Origin of the sequence: Subtercola boreus, assembly GCF_003399635.1 — a bacterium.
In the GTDB taxonomy this organism is placed as follows: domain Bacteria; phylum Actinomycetota; class Actinomycetes; order Actinomycetales; family Microbacteriaceae; genus Subtercola; species Subtercola boreus_B.
In genome coordinates, this window is record NZ_NBXB01000016.1 from 1 (window position 1) to 20,491 (window position 20,491).

General features: G+C 68.1%; 18 protein-coding genes. 11 read left to right on the plus strand and 7 right to left on the minus strand.

Annotated elements, in window-relative coordinates; genetic code table 11:
* Nucleotides 1-203: 203 nt before the first annotated feature.
* Both B7R22_RS04950 and B7R22_RS04955 read right to left on the minus strand, forming a co-directional pair.
* Entirely contained in the window at nt 204-2,141 is a 1,938-nt protein-coding gene (locus B7R22_RS04950; RefSeq protein WP_116410694.1) for a helicase HerA-like domain-containing protein, read from the minus strand.
* A gap of 71 nt (nt 2,142-2,212) precedes the next feature.
* Nucleotides 2,213-3,265 (minus strand): endonuclease/exonuclease/phosphatase family protein, encoded by a 1,053-nt coding sequence (locus B7R22_RS04955; RefSeq protein WP_147305301.1) that lies wholly within the window; start codon nt 3,263-3,265, stop codon nt 2,213-2,215.
* 129 nt (nt 3,266-3,394) lie between these two features.
* Between B7R22_RS04955 and mnmA the strand changes: the two genes are divergently transcribed.
* The 5 genes from mnmA to gatB are packed head-to-tail and all read left to right on the plus strand — an operon-like array spanning nt 3,395 to nt 10,370.
* Nucleotides 3,395-4,522 carry a tRNA 2-thiouridine(34) synthase MnmA gene (mnmA, locus tag B7R22_RS04960; RefSeq protein WP_116410696.1) on the plus strand — a complete coding sequence of 376 codons (1,128 nt, stop codon included), beginning with the start codon at nt 3,395-3,397 and terminating at the stop codon, nt 4,520-4,522.
* Nucleotides 4,523-4,525: 3 nt separating this feature from the next.
* Nucleotides 4,526-6,874 carry an NAD-dependent DNA ligase LigA gene (gene ligA / locus B7R22_RS04965; protein WP_116410697.1) on the plus strand — a complete coding sequence of 783 codons (2,349 nt, stop codon included), beginning with the start codon at nt 4,526-4,528 and terminating at the stop codon, nt 6,872-6,874.
* Between the two features lie 54 nt (nt 6,875-6,928).
* Entirely contained in the window at nt 6,929-7,294 is a 366-nt protein-coding gene (gatC, locus tag B7R22_RS04970) for an Asp-tRNA(Asn)/Glu-tRNA(Gln) amidotransferase subunit GatC (RefSeq protein ID WP_116282315.1), read from the plus strand.
* Nucleotides 7,291-8,856 carry an Asp-tRNA(Asn)/Glu-tRNA(Gln) amidotransferase subunit GatA gene (gatA, locus tag B7R22_RS04975; RefSeq protein ID WP_116410698.1) on the plus strand — a complete coding sequence of 522 codons (1,566 nt, stop codon included), beginning with the start codon at nt 7,291-7,293 and terminating at the stop codon, nt 8,854-8,856. Before gatC ends, gatA begins: the two co-directional genes overlap by 4 nt.
* The gene (gene gatB / locus B7R22_RS04980; protein ID WP_116410699.1) at nt 8,856-10,370 is read left to right on the plus strand and encodes an Asp-tRNA(Asn)/Glu-tRNA(Gln) amidotransferase subunit GatB; all 1,515 of its coding nucleotides are present in this window, start codon (nt 8,856-8,858) and stop codon (nt 10,368-10,370) included. Before gatA ends, gatB begins: the two co-directional genes overlap by 1 nt.
* Nucleotides 10,371-10,504: 134 nt before the next feature.
* Here gatB and B7R22_RS04985 read toward each other — a convergent pair whose 3' ends face one another.
* Nucleotides 10,505-11,164: a DUF1345 domain-containing protein gene (locus tag B7R22_RS04985; RefSeq protein ID WP_116410700.1), complete on the minus strand. Its 660-nt coding sequence runs from the start codon at nt 11,162-11,164 to the stop codon at nt 10,505-10,507.
* A 147-nt stretch (nt 11,165-11,311) separates the two neighbouring features.
* On the minus strand, nt 11,312-12,691 hold the full coding sequence (locus B7R22_RS04990) for an MFS transporter (protein ID WP_253258889.1): 1,380 nt from the start codon (nt 12,689-12,691) through the stop codon (nt 11,312-11,314).
* 121 nt (nt 12,692-12,812) lie between these two features.
* On the opposite strand from B7R22_RS04990, the gene B7R22_RS04995 reads away from it, so the two are divergent.
* Together B7R22_RS04995 and B7R22_RS05000 are read left to right on the plus strand one after the other, a co-directional pair.
* Nucleotides 12,813-13,670, plus strand: coding sequence for a LysR substrate-binding domain-containing protein (locus B7R22_RS04995; protein ID WP_116410701.1), 858 nt, complete (start codon nt 12,813-12,815; stop codon nt 13,668-13,670).
* A gap of 128 nt (nt 13,671-13,798) precedes the next feature.
* Complete coding sequence (locus tag B7R22_RS05000) at nt 13,799-14,536, plus strand: hypothetical protein (protein WP_116410702.1); 738 nt, start codon at nt 13,799-13,801, stop codon at nt 14,534-14,536.
* Nucleotides 14,537-14,604: 68 nt separating this feature from the next.
* Here B7R22_RS05000 and B7R22_RS05005 read toward each other — a convergent pair whose 3' ends face one another.
* Both B7R22_RS05005 and B7R22_RS05010 read right to left on the minus strand, forming a co-directional pair.
* Nucleotides 14,605-15,630, minus strand: a complete 1,026-nt coding sequence (locus tag B7R22_RS05005) for an SDR family oxidoreductase (RefSeq protein WP_172582215.1) — start codon at nt 15,628-15,630, stop codon at nt 14,605-14,607.
* Nucleotides 15,627-16,187, minus strand: a complete 561-nt coding sequence (locus B7R22_RS05010; protein WP_116410703.1) for a TIGR03086 family metal-binding protein — start codon at nt 16,185-16,187, stop codon at nt 15,627-15,629. Before B7R22_RS05010 ends, B7R22_RS05005 begins: the two co-directional genes overlap by 4 nt.
* A 71-nt stretch (nt 16,188-16,258) precedes the next feature.
* On the opposite strand from B7R22_RS05010, the gene B7R22_RS05015 reads away from it, so the two are divergent.
* Together B7R22_RS05015 and B7R22_RS05020 are read left to right on the plus strand one after the other, a co-directional pair.
* Nucleotides 16,259-16,759 carry a GNAT family N-acetyltransferase gene (locus B7R22_RS05015; RefSeq protein ID WP_116410704.1) on the plus strand — a complete coding sequence of 167 codons (501 nt, stop codon included), beginning with the start codon at nt 16,259-16,261 and terminating at the stop codon, nt 16,757-16,759.
* 9 nt (nt 16,760-16,768) lie between these two features.
* Complete coding sequence (locus B7R22_RS05020) at nt 16,769-17,272, plus strand: DUF427 domain-containing protein (RefSeq protein ID WP_116410705.1); 504 nt, start codon at nt 16,769-16,771, stop codon at nt 17,270-17,272.
* A gap of 4 nt (nt 17,273-17,276) precedes the next feature.
* Here the strand turns inward: B7R22_RS05020 and B7R22_RS05025 are convergent, their stop codons facing one another.
* Complete coding sequence (locus tag B7R22_RS05025; RefSeq protein WP_253258890.1) at nt 17,277-17,984, minus strand: GntR family transcriptional regulator; 708 nt, start codon at nt 17,982-17,984, stop codon at nt 17,277-17,279.
* Between the two features lie 70 nt (nt 17,985-18,054).
* Here B7R22_RS05025 and B7R22_RS05030 point away from each other — a divergent pair, with 70 nt between their 5' ends.
* Both B7R22_RS05030 and B7R22_RS05035 read left to right on the plus strand, forming a co-directional pair.
* On the plus strand, nt 18,055-19,320 hold the full coding sequence (locus B7R22_RS05030; protein WP_253258891.1) for an MFS transporter: 1,266 nt from the start codon (nt 18,055-18,057) through the stop codon (nt 19,318-19,320).
* Between the two features lie 61 nt (nt 19,321-19,381).
* Complete coding sequence (locus B7R22_RS05035) at nt 19,382-20,464, plus strand: type III polyketide synthase (RefSeq protein WP_116410707.1); 1,083 nt, start codon at nt 19,382-19,384, stop codon at nt 20,462-20,464.
* Nucleotides 20,465-20,491 lie beyond the last annotated feature (27 nt).

The following is a 20,491-nucleotide window of genomic DNA, read 5'->3' on the forward strand; positions in this document are numbered from 1 at the left end:
GCGTCGCGGCGACCCTGAACAGCCGCCCCCGCCCCACCCTCGACTACGACACCCCAGCCACACGGCTGAACAGACTCCTCACCGAGGCAGCCTGACCCCCCAGTTGCAACCACCACTTGACGCCGCCGGCGATTTAGGGCGGAAATCGACTCCGCGATCGTTCGGGTGGCGCCAGCGTGCGGCGGCAGCATGCGGCCGGCGGGTCAGCGGCGACGGCGGGTGCCGAAGATGCCGGAGACCACGCTGGTGAGGATGGAGCGGGTGGCCTTCGAGCCGAGCACATCGGCGAGGATGTTCGGCTCGGCGCGGGAGGTGGTGCGGGTGCCGGATGCCCGGCGGTTCCGTTCGCGGTCGGCCGCGGCGTCCGCAGCCCGCGCCTTCGCCAGCGCCCGCTCATAGTCGGCTGAGGCCTTCGCGTCGGCTTTGGCCGCGTCGGCCGCGGCCTTCGATGCCGCCTTCTCCGCCGCAGCCTGCTCTTTCGCAGCCTCGGCGGCCGCTTTCGCGTCGGAAACCGCCTGTGCTGCGGAGGCCGCGGCATCCGAAGCCGCGTTCAGCTTTGCTGTCAGGATCTCCCGGGCCGACTCCCGGTCGATGACGGGCCCGTAGACAGGCAGGAGCGGGGAGGCGGCGACGGAAGCATCGATCCGGTCATCCGGAGTCGGAGACATCGACCCCTGCGGCGCACGAAGCCGGGTCCAGGCGACAGGGCTGGGGGCGCCGCGCTCGTTCATGACGGTGACGATCGCCTCGCCCGTGGCCAGGTTCTGAAGCACTTCGGCAAGGTCGTAACCCGATTTCGGGTACGTCGACACGGTCGCCCGCAAGGATTTCGCGTCATCGGGGGTGAAGGCGCGCAGTTGGTGCTGGATGCGCGATCCGAGCTGGGCGAGCACGTCACCCGGCACGTCTTTCGGCGTCTGCGTGACGAAGAAGATGCCGACACCCTTCGAACGGATGAGGCGCACCGTCTGGGTGATGGAGGTGATGAAATCCTTCGAGGCGCCGGAGAAGAGAAGGTGCGCCTCGTCGAAGAAGAAGACTAGTTTCGGTTTGTCGAGGTCGCCGACTTCGGGCAGGTCGTTGTAGAGATCCGCCAGCAACCACATCAGGAAAGTGGAGAACAGGGCCGGTTTGTCGGCGACGCCCGGCACTTCGAGCAGGCTGACGATGCCGCGCCCGTCAGCCGTCGTGCGGAGGAACTCGGCCGTGTCGATCTCGGTCTCGCCGAAGAACACGTCCGCGCCCTGGTCGGCGAACGTGATGAGTTCGCGGAGGATCACGCCGACGGTGGCGGGTGAGATGCCGCCGAGGTCGACGAGCTCCTTCCGGCCGTCGTCGCTGGCGAGAAAGCTCAGCACGGAGCGGAGGTCGCTCAGGTCGAGCAGGGGGAGGCCCGCCTTGTCGGCGTAGTGGAAGACCAGGCCGAGACTCGATTCCTGCGTGTCGTTCAGGCCGAGCACCTTGCTCATCAGGAGGGGGCCGAAGCCGGCGACGGTCGCGCGGATCGGGATGCCTCGCCCGACGCCACCCAGACTAAAGAATTCGGTCGTGGTGGCGACCGGCTGCCAGTCCTGTCCGATTCCGCCGGTGCGTTCGAGGAGCTTCTCGCTGCTCGCGCCGGCGCTGGCGATTCCCGAGAGGTCGCCCTTGATGTCGGCGGCGAAGACGGGCACGCCAGCGGCCGCGAGCTGCTCGGCGAGCACCTGCAGCGTCTTGGTCTTGCCGGTTCCGGTGGCGCCAGCGACGAGGCCGTGGCGGTTGGTCATGGCGAGCGGGATGCGCACCTGCACGCCGGGCTGCGCGTCGCCGTTAACCAGTGCGCCCATCTCGAGGGCCGGGCCGGTGAACGCGTAGCCGGCACGGATGGCGTCGACGGCTGCGGGGTCGAGGGGGCCTATGGGAGCGGATGTCGTGGGGCTGGTGGGGGCGGGACTCTCCGTCACCACGGCCGGAGTAGCTCCGGCGTCCGCCTCTGCAGCGGCTGTCACGGCGGCCGCAGCGGCTTCAGCATTCGCCTCGGCGAAGGACTGGGCATCCTGAGCCCGCTTCAGCGCCGCCTCGGCAGCCTCCTGCGCCTTGCGGGCGGCTGCGACCGCGGCGGCGGCCTCCTCTTGGGCGATTCGGAGCGCGTCGTCGGTCATTCCGCCAGCTTAGATCGGCCCGGCTCCACCGAGAAGGGTGTCGCGGCGCGGCGCCTGACCAGGAACCCGCGTCAGAGCGCGAGCGTCGTCAGAATGGCGCGGTGGTCACTGGCCCCGGCCGAGAAGGTCGTGTTCGAGGTGGCCGTCATCCCGCGCTGGAAGAGATGGTCGAGGCGCGTGACCGGCAGGTTCGACGGCCACGTGTTTCCGAACATCCCACCGGTCTGATTGGGCTCCGAGAGCTGGCTGTCGATCCCGCTGAGCGAACGGTCGGTGGATGCCGCGTTGAAGTCGCCCACCGCGATGATCCGCTCGTTCTCGTCGTTCGGCAACGTGTCGGCCAGAGCCGTGAGCATCGAGTCGCGCGCAGAGACGTCGCCGGGCCGGGCCGAGGCGGCGTGGATCACGTAGATGCTCACCAGCCCCTGAGGTGTCTCGAGGTCGGCGGCGAGGGCCCGGTTCCAGCCGAGCCCGAGGGTGAGGGGCTGCGCGTTCACGACGGGGTAGGTGCTCCAGAGCCCGACCGTGCCGACCCCGTAGGAGTACGGGTATTTGGCGGCGAGTGTGGCCGAGATGGCATCGAAGTCGTCGGAGGTCATCTCCTCGAGCGCGATCACGTCGGCTCCGGTGGCGGCGAGGGCACGCGCCGAGATGTCGCCGGTTCCGGAGGAGGCCTCGATGTTCTGGCTGGCCACGGAGAGCTGGCCTGTGGCGCCCGCGGCTGCTGCGGGTGTCGGCGCGTCAGCCTGCAGCGGCAGGATGCCCGGACCGAACAGCAGCGCCCAAATGACGACGGGCACGAGAACTCCGACAAGCGTGCGGCGGTAGCGGCTGATCAGGGCGAACGCCGCCAGCACCGGGATGAAGAGGCCGAACCACGGGGCGACACTGTCGACGAGCAGGCCGACACCCGCGACATCCGGGATCGCACGGTGGAACAGCAGCACCGCGCTGAGCAGCACGGAGAACACGACCACGCACGCGGCCAAGACTGAGCGGCGGTGGGCGCGGCGACCGTGCGGCCCTTTTCCGGGGCCGGTCCGGGCGGCCCCGCCGAGGCGGGCGCCCACCGGGGCCGTACGGGCGGCGGGCCGGTCGCGAGGTGGTGAGGAGATCAGGGACATCTGACTCATCATCGCCGAACAGTCTGAGCAGATCGTGTCAGAGTCCTCCACAACCGCATCGTGTCGCGAGTTCTCCACAGATGTGAGCAACCCCCGACCGGCGTCGGTGGCGGCACCTACACTTTAAACATGAAGGTTCTGGCAGCAATGAGTGGCGGCGTCGATTCCGCGGTGGCCGCGGCACGCGCGGTGGAGGCGGGGCACGACGTCGTGGGTGTGCACCTGGCGCTGAGCCGGATGCCCGGCACGCTCCGAACCGGCAGCAGGGGGTGCTGCACCATCGAAGACTCCTCCGACGCCCAGCGGGCCGCGAACATCATCGGCATCCCCTATTACGTGTGGGATTTCTCCGAACGGTTCAAACTCGACGTGGTCGATGATTTCATCGCTGAATACGAAGCGGGCCGCACGCCGAACCCGTGTATGCGCTGCAACGAGCGCATCAAGTTCGCGGCGCTGCTCGAGAAGGCGCTCGACCTCGGCTTCGACGCCGTGGCCACGGGCCATTACGCCACGATCCTCACCGATGCTGACGGCAACAGGGAGCTCCACCGGGCCAGCGCCTGGGCGAAGGACCAGAGCTACGTGCTGGGGGTTCTCACGGCGGAGCAGCTCGCGCACTCGATGTTCCCGCTCGGCGCAACACCCTCGAAAGCGCTGGTTCGTGCTGAGGCGGCCGAGCGCGGCTTCAGCGTGGCGAACAAGCCCGACAGCCACGACATCTGCTTCATTCCCGACGGTGACACGCGGGGCTGGCTTGCCGACAAGGTCGGAACCCAGCCGGGAGGCGAGATCGTCGAACGCGACGGCACCCTGGTGGGCAGCCATGACGGTGCACGCGGGTTCACGGTCGGCCAGCGGCGGGGCCTGCACCTCGGCAGCCTGGCTGAAGACGGCCGGCGGCGATTTGTGCTCGAAGTGAAGCCGGCGACGAACACGGTCGTGGTCGGTCCGAAGGAGGCGCTGGCCATCGGTGAGATCGCCGGGTCGCGGTACACCTGGGCGGGGCTCGCACCCGAGAGTCCCGAGGCCGCGTTCGAATGCGAGGTGCAGATCCGCGCCCACGCGGACCCCGTGCCCGCGACGGCGCAGGTCGTGGCGGCATCCGACGGTGCGCGAGAGCTGGTCATCCGCCCGCACGAACCGCTGGTGGGTGTCTCCCCGGGGCAGACCGCGGTGGTCTACATCGGCACCCGCGTGCTCGGGCAGACGACGATCGACCGAACCGTGAGCGCTGTGCCGGTGGGTGCAGCCTGAGCCATGCCTGACGACACCGAAGAACTGAGCCTCGAGGCGGCGGCTGCCGAGGCTGCGGCGGCGACCACGAAGATCCAGCAGCTTCGTGATGCCTACTACGACCGTGACGCGTCGCTCGTGGCCGATGAGGAGTACGACGCGCTGCTTCGGCGGCTGGGCGAACTCGAACGGCTGTTCCCTGAGCTGCAGAGCCAGGACAGCCCGACCCAGACGGTGGGCGGCAGAGCCGAGACCACACTCTTCTCACCGGTGGAGCACGCCGAGCGCATGCTCAGTCTCGACAATGTGTTCTCGCTCGATGAGTTCGCGGAGTGGGCAGCGAAGGTCGAACGGGACTCCGGACGGAGTGTGCACTACCTCTGCGAGCTGAAGATCGACGGTCTCGCGATGAACCTCCGGTATGTGAACGGGGAGCTGGTCTCTGCAGCGACCCGGGGCGATGGGGTCGTCGGCGAAGACGTCACCGAGAACGTCGCCCTGATCCCGGGCATCCCGAAGTCGCTGGCTTGGCAGGGCGGACCGGAGGGTGCGGCGCTCGGCGAGGCGGAGGTTCCTCCCGCGTTGATGGAGGTCCGCGGAGAGATCTTCTTTCCGACGGCGGCGTTCGACGACCTGAATGCGGCGCAGCTTGCCGCAGGCGACCGCATCTTTGCCAACGCCCGTAACGCTGCCAGCGGTTCTCTCCGGCAGAAGTCCGAGAACAAGACCGAGGCGCAGCTCGCCCTCATGCGGGCACGGCTCGGCCGGCTCCGGATGCTCGTGCACGGCATCGGCGCCTGGCCGAACCCTCCCGTCGACTCGCAGTCCGAGGTGTACGAGCTCCTGGCGTCGTGGGGCCTGCCCACCAGCACGCACTACCGCGTCACGCCAGACAGTGCCGGCGCCGCCGAGTTCATCGAATACTTCGGAGAGCACCGCTACAGCGTCGAGCACGAGATCGACGGCGTCGTGGTCAAGGTCGATGAGCTCGCACTGCACACGGAGCTCGGTGCAACCAGCCGCGCCCCACGTTGGGCGATCGCCTTCAAGTACCCGCCCGAACAGGTGCAGACGAAACTCCTCGACATCGTGGTGAGCGTGGGCCGCACAGGTCGGGCCACCCCGTTCGCGGTGATGCAGAAGGTGCGCGTCGCCGGCTCCGAGGTGCGCCAGGCGACGCTCCACAACCAGGACGTGGTGAAGGCGAAGGGCGTGCTCATCGGCGACACGGTCGTGCTCCGGAAGGCCGGCGACGTTATCCCCGAAGTGCTCGGGCCCGTGGTCGAGCTGCGCGACGGTACGGAGCGGGAGTTCGTGATGCCCGAGTTCTGTCCGGAGTGCGGAACACGACTCGCGCCGGCGAAGGAGAACGACATCGATCTGCGCTGTCCCAACGCGCGGAGCTGCCCCGCGCAGGTGCGCGGGCGGGTCGAGCACGTCGGTTCGCGAGGCGCGCTCGACATCGAGGTGCTGGGTGAAGTGGCGGCCGCCGCCCTCACGCAGCCCGTGGAGCCGTCAGAGCCGCCGCTCGACACGGAGGCGGGCATGTTCGAGCTCACGGTCGAACGCATCTTTCCCATCACGACGGTCGTGCGCGACTCGGAGACCGGGCTCGAGAAGCTCGGCGACTCCGGTGCACCCAAGCGCGAGTCGCCCTTCCGCCGGCGCCGGCAGAAGAAAGACGGCGCCTACGACCCCGAGGGCCCGTTCGACGGCGATGAACTCTTCGTGCCGTCGAGCAACGCCATCAAGCTCATCGACAACATCCAGAAGGCTCGCACCAGCCCCCTCTGGCGTATCCTCGTCTCCCTGAGCATCCGGCATGTGGGCCCGGTGGCGGCTCGTGCGCTCGCCGACTACTTCGGCTCGCTCGAGGCGATCCGCGCCGCAACCCGCGAGGAGCTGGCTGCGGTCGATGGTGTCGGCGGTATCATCGCCGACGCGCTCATCGACTGGTTCGAGGTGGACTGGCACGCCGAGATCGTCGACAGGTGGGCGGCCGCGGGAGTGCAGTTCAGCACCCCTGGGCACCCGGGGCCCGGTGCTGCCGTCGGTGCGGGCGGAACTCTCGACGGTCTCACCGTCGTCGCGACAGGCAGCCTCGAAGGGTTCACCCGCGAGGGCGCCATCGAGGCGATCATCGCCGCGGGCGGCAAGGCCGCATCGTCGGTCAGCAAGAAGACGGACTTCGTGGCCGCCGGCCCGGGTGCCGGCTCCAAGCTCCCGAAGGCCGAGGCGCTCGGCGTGCGCATCATCGACGCCGCCCAGTTCGCGCTGCTGCTGGCCGAGGGTCCGGGCGCTCTGTTGGTACCGGCCGTTCCGGAGACAGACGTCGAAACCCCCGAGCCGCCCGCCGACAGCACCACCGAATAGAATCGATTGGTTGTCCAGCCCGCGATCCTGCGGGCAGAAGCATTACGGAGTCGCATGTCATCTGAAACACCCCCGACCGTCAGCACGAGCGCCAACAGCCGCCCGGCCGGTTCGGGTACGCCCGGTGAGATCACGACAGACCAGGTGGCTCACCTCGCGGGACTCGCCCGCATCAACCTGTCGCCCGAGGAGATCACCAAGCTCACGGGAGAACTCGTCGCAATCGTCGAGAACGTCGCCAAGGTGACAGAGGTCGCCACGCCCGACGTGCCTGCGACGAGCCACCCGATCCCGCTCTCCAACGTCTATCGTCCCGACGTCGTCGGCGAGACGCTGACCCAGGAGCAGGCGCTCTCCGGTGCCCCCGACCATGACGGCAGCCGGTTCCGGGTGTCCGCGATCCTGGGAGAAGAGCAGTGAGCCCCGAAGCGACCCGCCAGCACGACCTCACCAGGCTGAGTGCGGCCGACCTCGCGTCGAAACTCGCCAGCCGCGAGGTCTCGAGCCTCGAGGTGACGGATGCCCACCTCGACCGCATCCACGCCGTCGACAGTGACGTGCACGCGTTCCTGCACGTTGCGGCGGAGGGCGCCCGCGCCGCCGCACGTGCCGTCGACGCCCGCCGCGCAGCGGGCGAGACGCTCGGTACACTGGCCGGCGTTCCGATCGCGATCAAAGACGTGCTCTGCACCCTCGACATGCCGTCGACGGCGGGGTCGAAGATCCTTCAGGGCTGGGTTCCGCCCTACGACGCGACAGTCGTGCGGAAGCTCCGCGATGCCGATCTGATTCCGCTCGGCAAGACGAACATGGACGAGTTCGCCATGGGCTCCTCCACCGAGCACTCCGCCTACGGTCCGACCCACAACCCGTGGGACCTCGACCGCATCCCCGGCGGCTCGGGTGGAGGTTCGGCCGCGGCCGTAGCCGCCTTCGAGGCACCGCTCGCGCTCGGCAGCGACACGGGCGGATCGATCCGCCAGCCCGCCGCCGTCACCGGCTCCGTCGGGATGAAGCCCACCTACGGCGGTGTCTCCCGTTACGGCGCCATCGCGCTCGCCTCGAGTCTCGACCAGGTCGGGCCTGTCAGCCGCACCGTGCTCGACGCGGCCCTGCTTCACGACGTGATCGGCGGCCACGACCCGCGTGACTCGACCAGCCTGAAGGACGCCTGGCCGAGCTTCGCGTCAGCCGCGCGCGCCGGCCAGCAGAACCTCAGCCTGAAGGGTCTGAAGATCGGCGTCGTCAAAGAGCTTGGTGGCGACGGCTTCCAGGCCGGTGTGACCCAGCGCTTCCAGGAAGCGCTGGAACTGCTCACCTCGGCCGGTGCGGAGGTCGTTGAGGTCAGCACCCCGAGCTTCGAGTACGCGATCGCGGCGTACTACCTGATCCTCCCGGCCGAGGCCTCGTCTAACCTCGCCAAGTTCGACTCCGTGCGGTTCGGCCTGCGTATCAACCCGACAGGCGGAGGCACGGTCGAAGACGTCATGTCGGCCACCCGCGAGGCCGGTTTCGGCCCCGAGGTGAAGAGGCGCATCATCCTTGGTACCTATGCCCTCAGCGCCGGGTACTACGACGCCTACTACGGCAGCGCGCAGAAGGTCCGCACGCTCATCCAGCGCGACTTCGCCCGGGTGTTCGCCGACGTCGATGTGCTGGTCAGCCCGAGTGCGCCGACCACCGCCTTCAAGCTCGGCGAGAAGCTCGACGACCCGCTGTCGATGTACCTCAACGACCTCACCACGATCCCGGCGAACCTCGCGGGTGTGCCGGGAATCAGCCTGCCCGTCGGGCTTGCTCCCGAGGACGGGCTGCCGGTGGGCATCCAGTTCATGGCACCGGCTCGTGAAGACGCCCGGCTCTATTCGGTGGGGGCGACGCTCGAAACGCTGCTCGAAGACCGCTGGGGGCACACGCTGCTCAGCCAGGCCCCGGATCTCGCCCCGCAGGAAATGTTCGCCTCTGAAGAAGGTGCAGTCTGATGGCCAAGGCCGAATTGATGGATTACGACAGGGCGCTCGAACTCTTCGAGCCGGTTCTCGGGTTCGAGGTGCATGTCGAGCTGAACACGAAGACGAAGATGTTCTCCGATGCGCCGAACTTCTTCGGCGGTGAGCCGAACACGAACGTCACCCCGGTCGACCTCGGACTGCCGGGCTCGCTCCCGGTGGTGAACGAGCAGGCCGTGAAGTACTCGATCAGCCTCGGCTTGGCCCTCGGCTGCTCGATTGCCCCCTCGTCGCGCTTCGCCAGGAAGAACTACTTCTACCCCGACCTGGCGAAGAACTACCAGATCTCCCAGTTCGACGAACCCATCGCCTTCGGTGGATCTGTGGAGGTCGAACTGCCCGACGGGAGGCTCTTCACGGTGCCGATCGAACGCGCCCATATGGAGGAGGATGCCGGCAAGCTCACGCACGTCGGCGGGGCCACGGGCCGCATCCAGGGTGCCGAGTACTCGCTCGTCGACTACAACCGTGCCGGTGTTCCGCTCGTGGAGATCGTCACCGACATCATCTACGGGGCGGAGTACGACGCGCCCGAGCTGGCGAAAGCGTATGTCTCGACCATCCGCGACATCGTGGTGTCGCTCGGTATCTCCGACGCCAAGATGGAGCGCGGCAACCTGCGGTGCGACGCGAACATCTCGCTTCGCCGCCGCACTGCTCCGGGCGAACCTCCCGCGAAGCTCGGCACCCGCACCGAGACGAAGAACGTCAACTCGCTGCGTTCGGTCGAGCGCGCCATCCGCTACGAGATCCAGCGCCAGGCCGCGATTCTCGAGGGCGGCGGAACGATCATCCAGGAGACCCGGCACTGGCACGAGGACACGGGCCAGACCTCGGCAGGCCGGCCGAAGAGCGACGCCGACGACTACCGCTACTTCCCTGAGCCCGACCTCCTGCCGGTCGAGCCGTCCGCCGAGCTGATCGAGGAGCTCCGGGCCGCACTGCCCGAGGCGCCGGCCATCCGCCGTCGTCGGTTGAAGGCGGACTGGGGTTTCACCGACCTCGAGTTCCAGGACGTGGTGAACTCGGGCCTGCTGAACGAGATCATCGAGACCACGGCGGCTGGTGCATCCGCGCAGTCCGCCCGCAAGTGGTGGACCGGGGAGATCGCCCGCGTCGCGAACGCCCGGGGGGTGGATGCGTCGACCCTTGTCTCTCCGCTTCATGTCTCCGAGCTCGTCGCCCTCGTCGACGCCGGTACGCTCACCGATCGGCTCGCCCGGCAGGTGCTCGAGGGCGTCATCGAAGGCGAGGGAACCCCCGATGAGGTGGTTGCGAGCCGCGGGCTCGCCGTGGTCTCCGATGACGGGGCACTCATCGCCGCCATCGACGATGCGCTCGCCTCGCAACCCGATGTGCTCGCCAAGATCCGCGACGGCAAGGTGCAGGCCGCCGGTGCCGTGATCGGTGCAGTGATGAAGGCGATGAAGGGCCAAGCGGACGCTGCGCGCGTGCGCGAGCTGGTGCTGGAGCGCGCGAACGCCTGACTTCCGTGCGGTGATTCAGGCAGGGGCGGCTGGCGCGTCGGGATACGACGTGGCGGGTCGTTCCTCCTGAATTACGCCCGCGACGTTCGGCGATGTCCGCGGGTCGCGGCGTCAGCCGTTGCGGGGTGGGCGGCTCAGCCCGCGAGCCCCGCGACCAGGTTGATCGTCGCCGCTAGGATGACCGCCCCGAACACGTATGCCAGGAGTGCATGGCGGAGCGCTGTCGAACGGAAGTCGCTCGTCTGGAAGCTCGTGTCGGACACCTGGTAAGTCATACCGATGGTGAACGCGATGTAGGCGAAGTCGCTGTAGCGCGGCGGCTCCTTCTGGTTGAAGTCGACCCCGCCATCGGGCTCGCGATAGTACAGTGAGGCATACCGCAGCATGAAGAGGGTGTGCACGAGCACCCACGAGAGGGTGAGGCTCAGCACGGCCAGCGCTCCGACCCCGAAACGTTCGAGACCGCGGGAGTCGGATGAGCCGAGCAGCACGATGACGACGGCCGCAATGCTCGCGAGGCTCGCCAGCAGGAGGAGCAGTTCACTCACTCCCCGCGATGGATCCTCGCGGGTGGCATGCTTCGCCGTCTGCTCAGCATCCCGGCCATGCGTGTGCACGGCAACGACGGAGATGTAGACAGCAGCCGCGAAGATCCACCCCACCACGGCCGCGCCCGACCAGTATCCCAACAGGCCGCAGAGCAGCGCCGCAACGACACCGACGACGAACATCGCCACGACGCGGGCGGCGGAACGGTGCATCAGCGGGATGGGAGCCGGTCGGGAAGTGGTCATGAGGGGAATCCTGCCACGTCGACCGACGGAGGATGCCCAGCCGAGCATCCGAGTCGCCGTGAGCTCCCTGATGAAGGGTGCTCAGCCGGTGAGTTTCTTGTCAGAAAGCACTGTGTCCTGCCAGAACGCACTGAGCCAGGCATCCCCTCAGCCGGGCATCCGACTCGCCACCAGCGGTTTCTCGACGACGGTGTCGCGCGAGCCCGGCTGTGGCTCGATGCTGATGAACCGGGGCGCCCGCAAAAGGTGCAGCCGCAGGCGGAGGCGCCCTTGGCGGGCGAGTACGATCCCGATGACGGTGGCGGCCAGCACGGGTGCCAGCCCCGAGATCGCCATGCCCACGTGAGCACCCCACGTCTCGACGATGAACCCCATCAGCGGTCCGCCGATGGCCTGGCCGCCGAGCAGGACGATGACGTACACCGACATGACGCGACCGCGCACGGTGGTGTTCGAGGAGAGCTGCACGAGCGAGTTCGCCCCGGTGATGAAGAGCAGGTTGGCGAATCCGACGCCGATCAGCACGGCTGAGAAGAAGAGCTGGTCGGTCATGAAGCCGGCGAGAGCCTGGAGCAGGCCAAACACACCGGCGCTGATGATCACGGTACGGAGCCGGATGCCGCGTCGGCGGGTCGAGGCGATGGCCCCGGTGAAGGCCCCGACGGCGAGGAGCGAATTGAACAGTCCATACCCGCTGGCGCCCACCCGGAACACGTCGTTCGCGAAGGCCGCGAGCAGCACGGGCATCGAGAACGTGAAGAGCGAGAGGACGGCGATCATGATGACCGTCCAGAGGATGGCGGGTTTGGATGCCACGTAGCGGAGCCCCTCGCGCAGTTGGCCCCTGGCCCGCACGGCCTGTCTCATCGGGTGGAGATCCGCGACTTTCAGCATCAGCAGGGCTGCCACGACGAACAGGCAACTCACAGCGTTGATGGCGAACGACCATCCGGCCCCCACCGCCACCAGCAACACTCCGCTCAGCGCCGGACCGACCAGACCGCCGAGCTGGAAGACCGACGAATTGATGCTGATCGCGTTGTGCAGGTTCTTCGGGCCCACAAGTTCGTTCACAAAGACCTGCCGCGCCGGGTTGTCGAGCACCGTCACCGAGCCGACGAGGAACGCGATCACGTAGACATGCCAGACCTCGACGACGCCGGTGAGGGTGAGGGCCGCGAGAAGGGAGGCGAAGAAGAACAGGGCGAGCTGCGTGCCGATCAGGATGGCGCGGCGGGAGTGCCGGTCGACGAAGACGCCGCCGAAGAGCCCGAACAAGAGCATCGGCGCGAACTGCATCGCGACGGCGATGCCCACCGCGGCGACGCTGCCGGAGAGTTCGAGCACGAGCCAGTCCTGGGCGATGCGCTGCATCCAGGTGCCGGTCATGGAGAGCAGGTTGGAGAACGTGAAGAGGCGGTAGTTGCGGATCCGGAGCGACACGAGGGTGTCGCGCCAGGCGGGCCGTTCGGTGATGACGGTGAGGGGTGCGGTGTGCTGCAGTGCGGGCTGGAACGGGGGAGTCACGGGGAGGAACCTAAGAACGTTTCGAATGATGTGTCACTTCGACGTTACTGGTGTCGTGTTCATTGTTAGGCTGAATCACGACTATTAGTCGCATTACGTTTTCGAATGAAAGGCCCGTCCCGTGCTCGATCCCGTGCTGCTCGCCACATTCCTTGCTGTTGCTGAAACACACAGTTTCACGCTTGCCGCCAGCAGGCTGGGGGTGAGCCAGCCCACGGTCAGCCAGCACATCCGCAAGCTCGAGGAGGCCGCGAAGAGACAGCTGGTGGCCAGGGACACGCGCGATGTCAGGCTCACCGACAACGGAGACGCCATGGCGGGATTCGCGCGCACCATCCTCGCGGCCCACTCCTCGGCCGAGGCGTACTTCTCGGGGTCTGCGATGCGCGGCCGGTTGCGGTTCGGAGCAGCCGACGATCTCGCGATCACCCAGCTGCCGCGCATCCTCCGTCACTTCCGGCAGCTCTATCCGCAGATCAACCTCGAGCTGACGGTGAACCAGAGCACGCCCCTCTACCGGCGGCTGAAAAGCGGGCAACTCGACCTCATCTTCATTAAACAGCTCTCCGATTCGGACGAGGGCTCCCTGGTTCGGCGCGACGACCTGGTCTGGGTCGGGCAGGAGCGAACACTCATCGAACCGGGCGCCCACGTGCCGCTGATCGTCTACCAGGCACCGAGCATCAGCAGGCAGAGCGCAATCGATGCCCTCGAGGCGGGTGGGCGCACCTGGCGCATCACGTGCAACACCCGTGAGGTGAATGGGATGCTCGCCGCCGTGCGGGCGGGGCTCGGGATCGCGGTCTTCCCCCAGTCGCTGATTCCCGACGATCTCGTGATCGTGGGCGAACGCTTCTCTCTGCCGGAACTCGGGCACGTCGACTTTCGGCTGCTTTCGAATCCGTCGGCGGCGGCAGAGCCGATCGAGGCGCTGACCTCCGCCATCATGGGGAGGCCGGTGGGCAGGCCGGTGCGGTGAGTCGCAGTGGGAGCGGCAGTGGGAGTGGCTGCGCTGCGCGCTCAGTGAAGACTCGACGTCAGGACCTAGCGTTGCAGGTGACGGCGCGCCATCCGGCGACGGCCCCAACGGTGTGAGGGAGAACGACGATGGGCTTTCTGGATCGGCTTCTGGGCCGCGATGAGTCTCTGGCAGATGCGCGGCAACAGGATGCTCGCGCGAACCCGAAGCGCACCGACGACGAGATCGCCGTGGAGCGATACCGCTACCTCCTGCGCACGGCCCCACCGGAGACGCTCGAGCAGGTGCACACGGAGGCGTTCGGTCGGCTGACCACCGAGCAGCGGGCCCTTGTCTTCAGCGAGCTGACGAGGAATGCGCCGGCGGGCGACGCGCCCGTGGACGAATCCCCGGCGGCGCTCGCCCGTTCGGCGACCCGGTCGGAGCTCCGCCAGCCCGGGTCGCTCGAGAAGTCGTTCGCTGGCGGCGGGGGCGCGGCGGCGGGTGCGGGCGGAACCGCAGGCGCGGCGGCGGCGGGTGCGGCCGGCACTGCGGGCGGCACGGCGGCGGGCGGAGTGGGTGGGATCGGCTTCGGCGGCATGTTCGCAAGTTCGCTGCTTGGGTCGGTCGCCGGCTTCGCCATCGGTTCGGTCATCGCCCAGGCGTTCATTCCCGACTCGATCGGATACGACCAGGCTTCGGATGCCGGTACCGACGGCTCGGCCACGGAGGGCTCGGCTTCAGACGGCGCAGCATCGGACGGCGCTGACTTCGCTGCCGTGGACGACGGGACGACGCTTGCGGACGGCGGCAGAGAGACAGGCTTCGACGGGCAGGGCGATTTCGGGTCGGACTTCGGTTCTGATTTCGGCGACTTCGGGGTCTGACAGTGCGAGTCCGGCTCGGCTGGGCCGTGGCCGCAGTCGTAGCCGCGGCCTCAGCCTCAGCCGTAGCCTCAGTCGGTGGGGAAGCTCACTCCGGTGAGTTCCTCTGAGCGCGACCACAGGTGGCGTGCCGCTGACTCCTTCTCGGCGCGTTTCGCGAAGTGCGCGAAGCCGGGCGTGCCCGTCAACTCCAAGAACCCGGATGGCCCGTAGTAGTCGCCGTTCAGGGCATGCGGAGTTGTTGCAGCGAAGAGCTCGGACAGTGCGCCCTCGGCGGCCGACTGCGACAGGCCGGGGAACGACATCGACCGCCGGGATCCTCCGCGCGGCTTCGCGCGACCGAGATTCGGCCCCGACGACTGGAGATTCGTGCGGCTGAATCCCGGATGGGCGGCCACGCTGGTGATCTCCCAGCCGAGTTCCCGGCTTCGCCGGCCGAGCTCTTTGGCGAACATCAGGTTTGCGAGCTTCGACTGACCGTACGCAGTCCAGGCGTTGTAGCGCTGTTCGCGCTGGAGATCGTCGAAGTCGAGCCGCCCGATCCAGTGCACGATGCTCGACATCGTGACGACGCGCGGTTCGTCGGCGGCCAGAAGAGCGGGCATCAGCCGGCCGGTAAGCGCGAAGTGGCCGAGATGGTTGGTTCCAAACTGCAGTTCGAAGCCGTCGTCCGTGAGGGTGCGTCTCGGCACGGCCATCACCCCGGCGTTGTTGAACAGCAGGTCGAGTGGATGCCCGGAGGAGGTCACTTCGTCGGCAAGCCGGGCCACCGACGAGAGGTTCGCCAGGTCGAGCGAGGCGAGGTGGACTTCGCCGCGCGCTCCGACGCCGCGCGCTCCGACGCCGCGCGCTCCATCGCTCCGTGCATCCGACGCCGCCGCGAGGCGATCGCGGACCTGCGCCAGAGCCTCCCTGCCCTTCTCGGGAGAGCGGGCCGTGATCGTCACGTGGGCGCCAGCGGCACCCAGGCGGGCGGCCGTCTCGAACCCGAGCCCGGAATTGCCGCCGGTGACGAGGGCCCGCCGACCGGTGAGGTCGGGCAGGTCGATGTCGTGGCGACGAGACGGGGGAGTCGGAGTCTGATCGGGGCTGGTCACACTCTGTCGTCCCTGCCGGTGAGCGCGAGCAGTCGCGACTGCAGAGGTGCGTCTTCGGGAACGGGAACCGGGGAGGCGAAGAGCCCACTCGCTTCGAGGGTGTCCTTCTGCGGCTCGAACACCGTGTAGACCGCTTCGACGAGCGAGACGTCGAGCGTGTCTGCAGAGTGGGTGGCGCGGGCGAGGTCCCAGGTGTGGATGGTGACGTCGGAGACCTGTTCGCGAAGGTACTCGTGGGCGGGGATGGTGCCGTAGGAGACATGCACGGGAGTTTCGCTGTCTGCCTTCGACCAGGCGGACGCGGCGGCGGCGGAATACCTGTGCCATTCGGCGATCAGGTCGTCGCCGAGCCGCTTGATCAGAGGCTTGGCCTCGCGAACGGTTCGGCCGGCCAACAGCAGAGGCACCCACTGCTGTTCTTCGATGACGTGCCGCACGAGCTGGTGGGTGTTCCAGTCGGTGTCGGGTGTCGGTGCCGACCAGTCCGTGACGGCGGCGAGGCGCCGACCGAATTCGGTGTGCGCGGTTTCGTGGAGGCTGATCCAGTCGATGCTCATGGTGGGGTCTCCTTCTTTCTCAAGAGTAAAGCCTCGAGCAGACCCGGGCATTCCGCGTGTAGCGTCGAGTCGTGACTGCCCTGACCCGCGCCGTGCGAACGGATGACCTGCCCGTGCTTCTCGCGATGAACAACGATGCCGTGCCGGCGGTGAACCACCTCGACGAAGAGGGGCTCGAGGCGCTGGTTGCGCTCAGCCACCGGGCCGTGGCGGTGGCGGACGACGCGGATCCCGCCACACCCGTCGGTTTCGCCCTGGCGCTGCTGACCGGTGCGGCGTATGAGAGCGAAAACTACCGCTGGTTCGAGGCTCGATCCAGAAGTTTCCTTTACGTCGACCGCATTGTTGTCGGAGGCCGAGCGCGGGGACAGGGTCTCGGGCAGGTTCTCTACGACGACCTCTTCGCCGTCGCACGTGCGGCGGGGTGCGCGGAGATGTTCTGCGAGGTCAACATCGAGCCCCCGAACCCTGGTTCGCTGGTGTTCCACAGCAGGCTCGGTTTTAAACAGCTCGACACCCAGCAGACCAAGGGTGGATCGGTCGTGGTGTCGCTTCTCGGCCGCGCGGTCTAGGCTCGGCCCATGCAACCACCTCGTTCCCGGAGAGATGTTCCCGGTCCGGGCCAGGAGTCCGTCTGGGACTACCCCCGGCCACCCCGCGCGGAGCCGAGCGTCGAACGGATCGTCGTCACTCTCGGGAGTGAGCGCATCGTCGACTCGACGGATTCGATCCGCGTGCTCGAGACGAGTCATCCGCCGGTGTACTACCTGCCGCGGGAGGCTTTCGCGCCGGGCGTGCTCGTGGACGCCCCGGGTTCCTCGTTCTGTGAGTTCAAGGGCCTCGCCGGGTACCTGAGCGTGCGAGCCGGAGGCATGGAAGCGGTGGGGGCGGCGTGGTTCTACCCCACTCCCTCGGCGGGTTACGAGGCACTTCGGGGCAGGGTTGCCCTCTACCCGGCGGCGATGGACGAGTGCACTGTCGACGGCGAGGTGGTGCTCAGCCAGGAGGGCGACTTCTACGGCGGCTGGATCACCTCGCGGGTTGTCGGGCCCTTCAAGGGAGCGCCGGGCACGCTCGGCTGGTAACGCCTCAGCGCGCGGCACCGGGTAGCCCCCGCAACACGACGAATCCACGGGCCCTGAGGGACTTCGAACGTTCCTCGTCGAGGGACGCGCCCAGCCGTTCCTGGGTGTTGGTGATGTGCAGGGCCACCAGCCGCGCGGCCTCGGGGGCATCGCGCGCCTTCAGGGCTTCAACGATGGCCCGGTGTTCGGCGACCGCGAGCGCGCGGGACTGCTCGGTGCGCACCTCGAGCCACCGTGTGCGGGAGAGCCGCGTCATGGAGTCGACGGTCGAGGCGACCATGAACGGATTCTCGCTGAGCCGCACGAGTTCGACATGGAAGTCGGTGCCCATGCGGTGGCCGGCCGCCTGGGAGTCACGCGGGTCGAAGGAGCGCAACAGCTCGTCGAGCGCCTCGAGGTCTTCGTCGCTCGCATGTTCGATGGCGAGCCCGGCAGCGGCGCTCTCGACGGCCACCCTCAGTTCGAGCAGAGACCCCACCTCGCCGAGGTCGATCGGAGCCACCATCCAGCCGCGCCCGTCGCGCTGCACCAGCCCCTCCGATTCGAGACGCATCAGCGCGGCTCTGACCGGAGTGCGCGACGCCGACAGCTCGGCCTCGAGACCCCGTTCCGTGAGGCGCGCCCCGGGAGTCACTTCAAGCGCCAGGATGTTCTCCCGGAGTCGGTTGTAGATCTGCTCTGTCTGCGATGGGGCCTGCACTGTCTCGTTCACGAAAATGAGCATAGCACAGTGGTATACCGCTTTGGTATACCACTAGAGTGGCAGTGCAGAAAGGACACCCGTGACCACTCAGACCACCTCCGCCACCTCCAGCACGGCCACTCTCGGAGCCCGCCCCTGGTTCATGCTCGCCCTCGGCCTGTTCTCCCAGGTCGCCGGCACGATCGTCGTGACCACTCCGGCATTCCTGGTGCCCTCGCTGAATGCAGACCGTGGCCTCTCGCTCGCCGAGGCGGGCCTCCTCGTCGCGGCGCCCTCGGTCGGAATGGTGCTGACGCTCATCCTCTGGGGTGCACTCGCCGACCGCATCGGTGAGCACTGGGTCATCGGGGCGGGGCTCGCGGTGGCCGCCCTGGCGGCGCTGGGAGCGCTGCTCGCCGGCGACCTGGTCTCCACCGGGGTGTTCTTCCTGGTCGCGGGGATGGGCGCCGCCAGTGCCAACGCCGCAGGGGGCCGCCTCGTCGTGGGCTGGTTCCCACCCGGCCGGCGGGGGCTGGCCATGGGCATCCGCCAGATGGCCCAGCCGCTCGGGGTCGCTGTCGCGGCGATCGTGATCCCGCCGCTCGCAGCGGCCGGCGGGCTGCCGGTTGCGCTGGTGTTCCCGTTCATCGTCGTCACTCTGGCGGCGCTCGCCGCGGTGGTGTTCATCGTCGACCCGCCGCGCCCGGCGAAAGCAGGCGCAGCGGTGACCGCAGCCGACGACGACAGCGGTGCCGAGCTCGCTCGGGCGCGGAGGCTCGCGAACCCCTACCGGTCGTCGTCCCTGCTCTGGCAGATCCACTCCGTCTCCGTGCTGCTGGTCGTTCCCCAGTTCGTCGTCTCGACGTTCGCGCTGGTGTGGCTCATCAACTCAGAGGGCTGGGAGCCCCTCGTCGCGGGCATCGTCGTCGGGGTCGCCCAGTTCGTCGGGGCGCTCGGGCGCATCGTGGTCGGTGTGGTCTCCGACAGGGTCGGCAGTCGCATGGGGCCGCTTCGCGTCGTCGCCGCACTGGCCAGCCTCGTCATGGTGCTGCTGGCCCTCACCGACTGGCTGCACCTCTCCGGTTTCGCCGCGGTGGCGATCGTGCTGGCGTCTGCCGTCACTGTGGCAGACAACGGCCTCGCCTTCACTGCTGTTGCGGAGATCGCGGGGAGCAGATGGTCGGGTCGCGCGCTCGGCGCCCAGAACACCGCCCAGTTCCTCGCCGCCGCCGCGACAGCGCCCCTGGTCGGCCTCCTGATCGGTGCGGTCGGGTTCGCCGCCTCCTTCGCCGTGGCCGCAGCCCTGCCCCTGGTGGCGCTCCCGCTGATCCCACGGCGACGAATCGACACGGGTGAAAGGCTGTAGCAGAGCGACGCGGAGCCCGACAGGTTCAGGATGCCCTTCCTCCTCGTGGTAGCGTGCAAAAATGCCACGAATCTCGGGGGTCGCCACGGCCTTCCCTCCCCAGTCGTACAGCCAATCCGAGATCACAGACCTCCTGGGACCCCTGATCACGAAGGATCCCTCGAAACGTGCCCTGCTGAACCGGCTGCACGCCAACAGCAGGGTCAATCGCCGCCACCTGGTGATGCCCTACGACTGGTACCGCGAGAGCGACCTGAACTTCACCCTCACCAACAATCTGTTCATCGTGGCGGCGGTGGAGCTGGCCGAGAAGGCTGTCGCCGCGGCCCTCGAGAAGGCGGCCCTGGCGCCCGAAGACGTCGACTACATCATCTTCACCTCGGTGACCGGAATCTCCGCCCCCTCGGTCGACGCCCTGCTCGCCCTCCGGCTCGGATTCCGGTCGGATGTCAAACGTGTTCCGATGTTCGGTCTCGGCTGCGTGGCGGGCGCTGCCGGCATCGCGCGGCTCAACGACTACCTCCTCGGACACCCCGACGCGGTCGCCCTTCTCGTCTCGGTGGAACTCTGCTCCCTGACGGTGCAGAGGGGAGACGATTCGATGGCCAACCTCGTCGCGAGCGGGCTCTTCGGTGACGGAGCGGCCGCCGTGGTCATGGTCGGCGACGAGCGAGCCAGATCCCTTCCGGTGACAGGGCCCGACGTGCTGGATTCCCGCAGCAGGCTCTATCCCGGCACCGAGAGCGTTCTCGGCTTCAACCCGGGCGAGAGCGGCTTCAGGATCGTGTTGACCGCAGGCGTGGCCGATGTCATCGACGAACACTTCGACTCCGACGTGGTCGGGTTCCTCGAAGAGCACGACTGCGCTGTCGATGACATCGACGTCTGGCTGGCGCATCCCGGCGGTCCGCGCGTGCTGCAGTCCTTCGCGTCCGCACTCTCGCTCCCCGAGGGCGCCCTCGACGTCAGCTGGGAGTCGATGGCAGAAAAGGGCAACATGTCGTCGGCATCCATCCTCGACGTGCTGTCCATGACGCTCGATCGGGATGCCTTCGAACCGGGCGACCTCGGGCTGTTGTTCGCCCTCGGCCCCGGCGTCTGTGCCGAGATCGTGCTGCTCCAGTGGCCGGAAGCGAGCAGCTGATGCCGGCCGCGCGAGCCGCCGAGGCCG

Excerpts from the sequence above, each read along its gene's own strand:
- B7R22_RS04950 (WP_116410694.1), bottom strand. The coding sequence starts at position 2,141 with ATGACCGACGACGCGCTCCGAATCGCCCAAGAGGAGGCCGCCGCCGCG.
- B7R22_RS04955 (WP_147305301.1), bottom strand. The coding sequence starts at position 3,265 with ATGTCCCTGATCTCCTCACCACCTCGCGACCGGCCCGCCGCCCGTACG.
- mnmA (WP_116410696.1), top strand. The coding sequence starts at position 3,395 with ATGAAGGTTCTGGCAGCAATGAGTGGCGGCGTCGATTCCGCGGTGGCC.
- ligA (WP_116410697.1), top strand. The coding sequence starts at position 4,526 with ATGCCTGACGACACCGAAGAACTGAGCCTCGAGGCGGCGGCTGCCGAG.
- gatC (WP_116282315.1), top strand. The coding sequence starts at position 6,929 with ATGTCATCTGAAACACCCCCGACCGTCAGCACGAGCGCCAACAGCCGC.
- gatB (WP_116410699.1), top strand. The coding sequence starts at position 8,856 with ATGGCCAAGGCCGAATTGATGGATTACGACAGGGCGCTCGAACTCTTC.
- B7R22_RS04985 (WP_116410700.1), bottom strand. The coding sequence starts at position 11,164 with ATGACCACTTCCCGACCGGCTCCCATCCCGCTGATGCACCGTTCCGCC.
- B7R22_RS05000 (WP_116410702.1), top strand. The coding sequence starts at position 13,799 with ATGGGCTTTCTGGATCGGCTTCTGGGCCGCGATGAGTCTCTGGCAGAT.
- B7R22_RS05010 (WP_116410703.1), bottom strand. The coding sequence starts at position 16,187 with ATGAGCATCGACTGGATCAGCCTCCACGAAACCGCGCACACCGAATTC.
- B7R22_RS05020 (WP_116410705.1), top strand. The coding sequence starts at position 16,769 with ATGCAACCACCTCGTTCCCGGAGAGATGTTCCCGGTCCGGGCCAGGAG.
- B7R22_RS05035 (WP_116410707.1), top strand. The coding sequence starts at position 19,382 with ATGCCACGAATCTCGGGGGTCGCCACGGCCTTCCCTCCCCAGTCGTAC.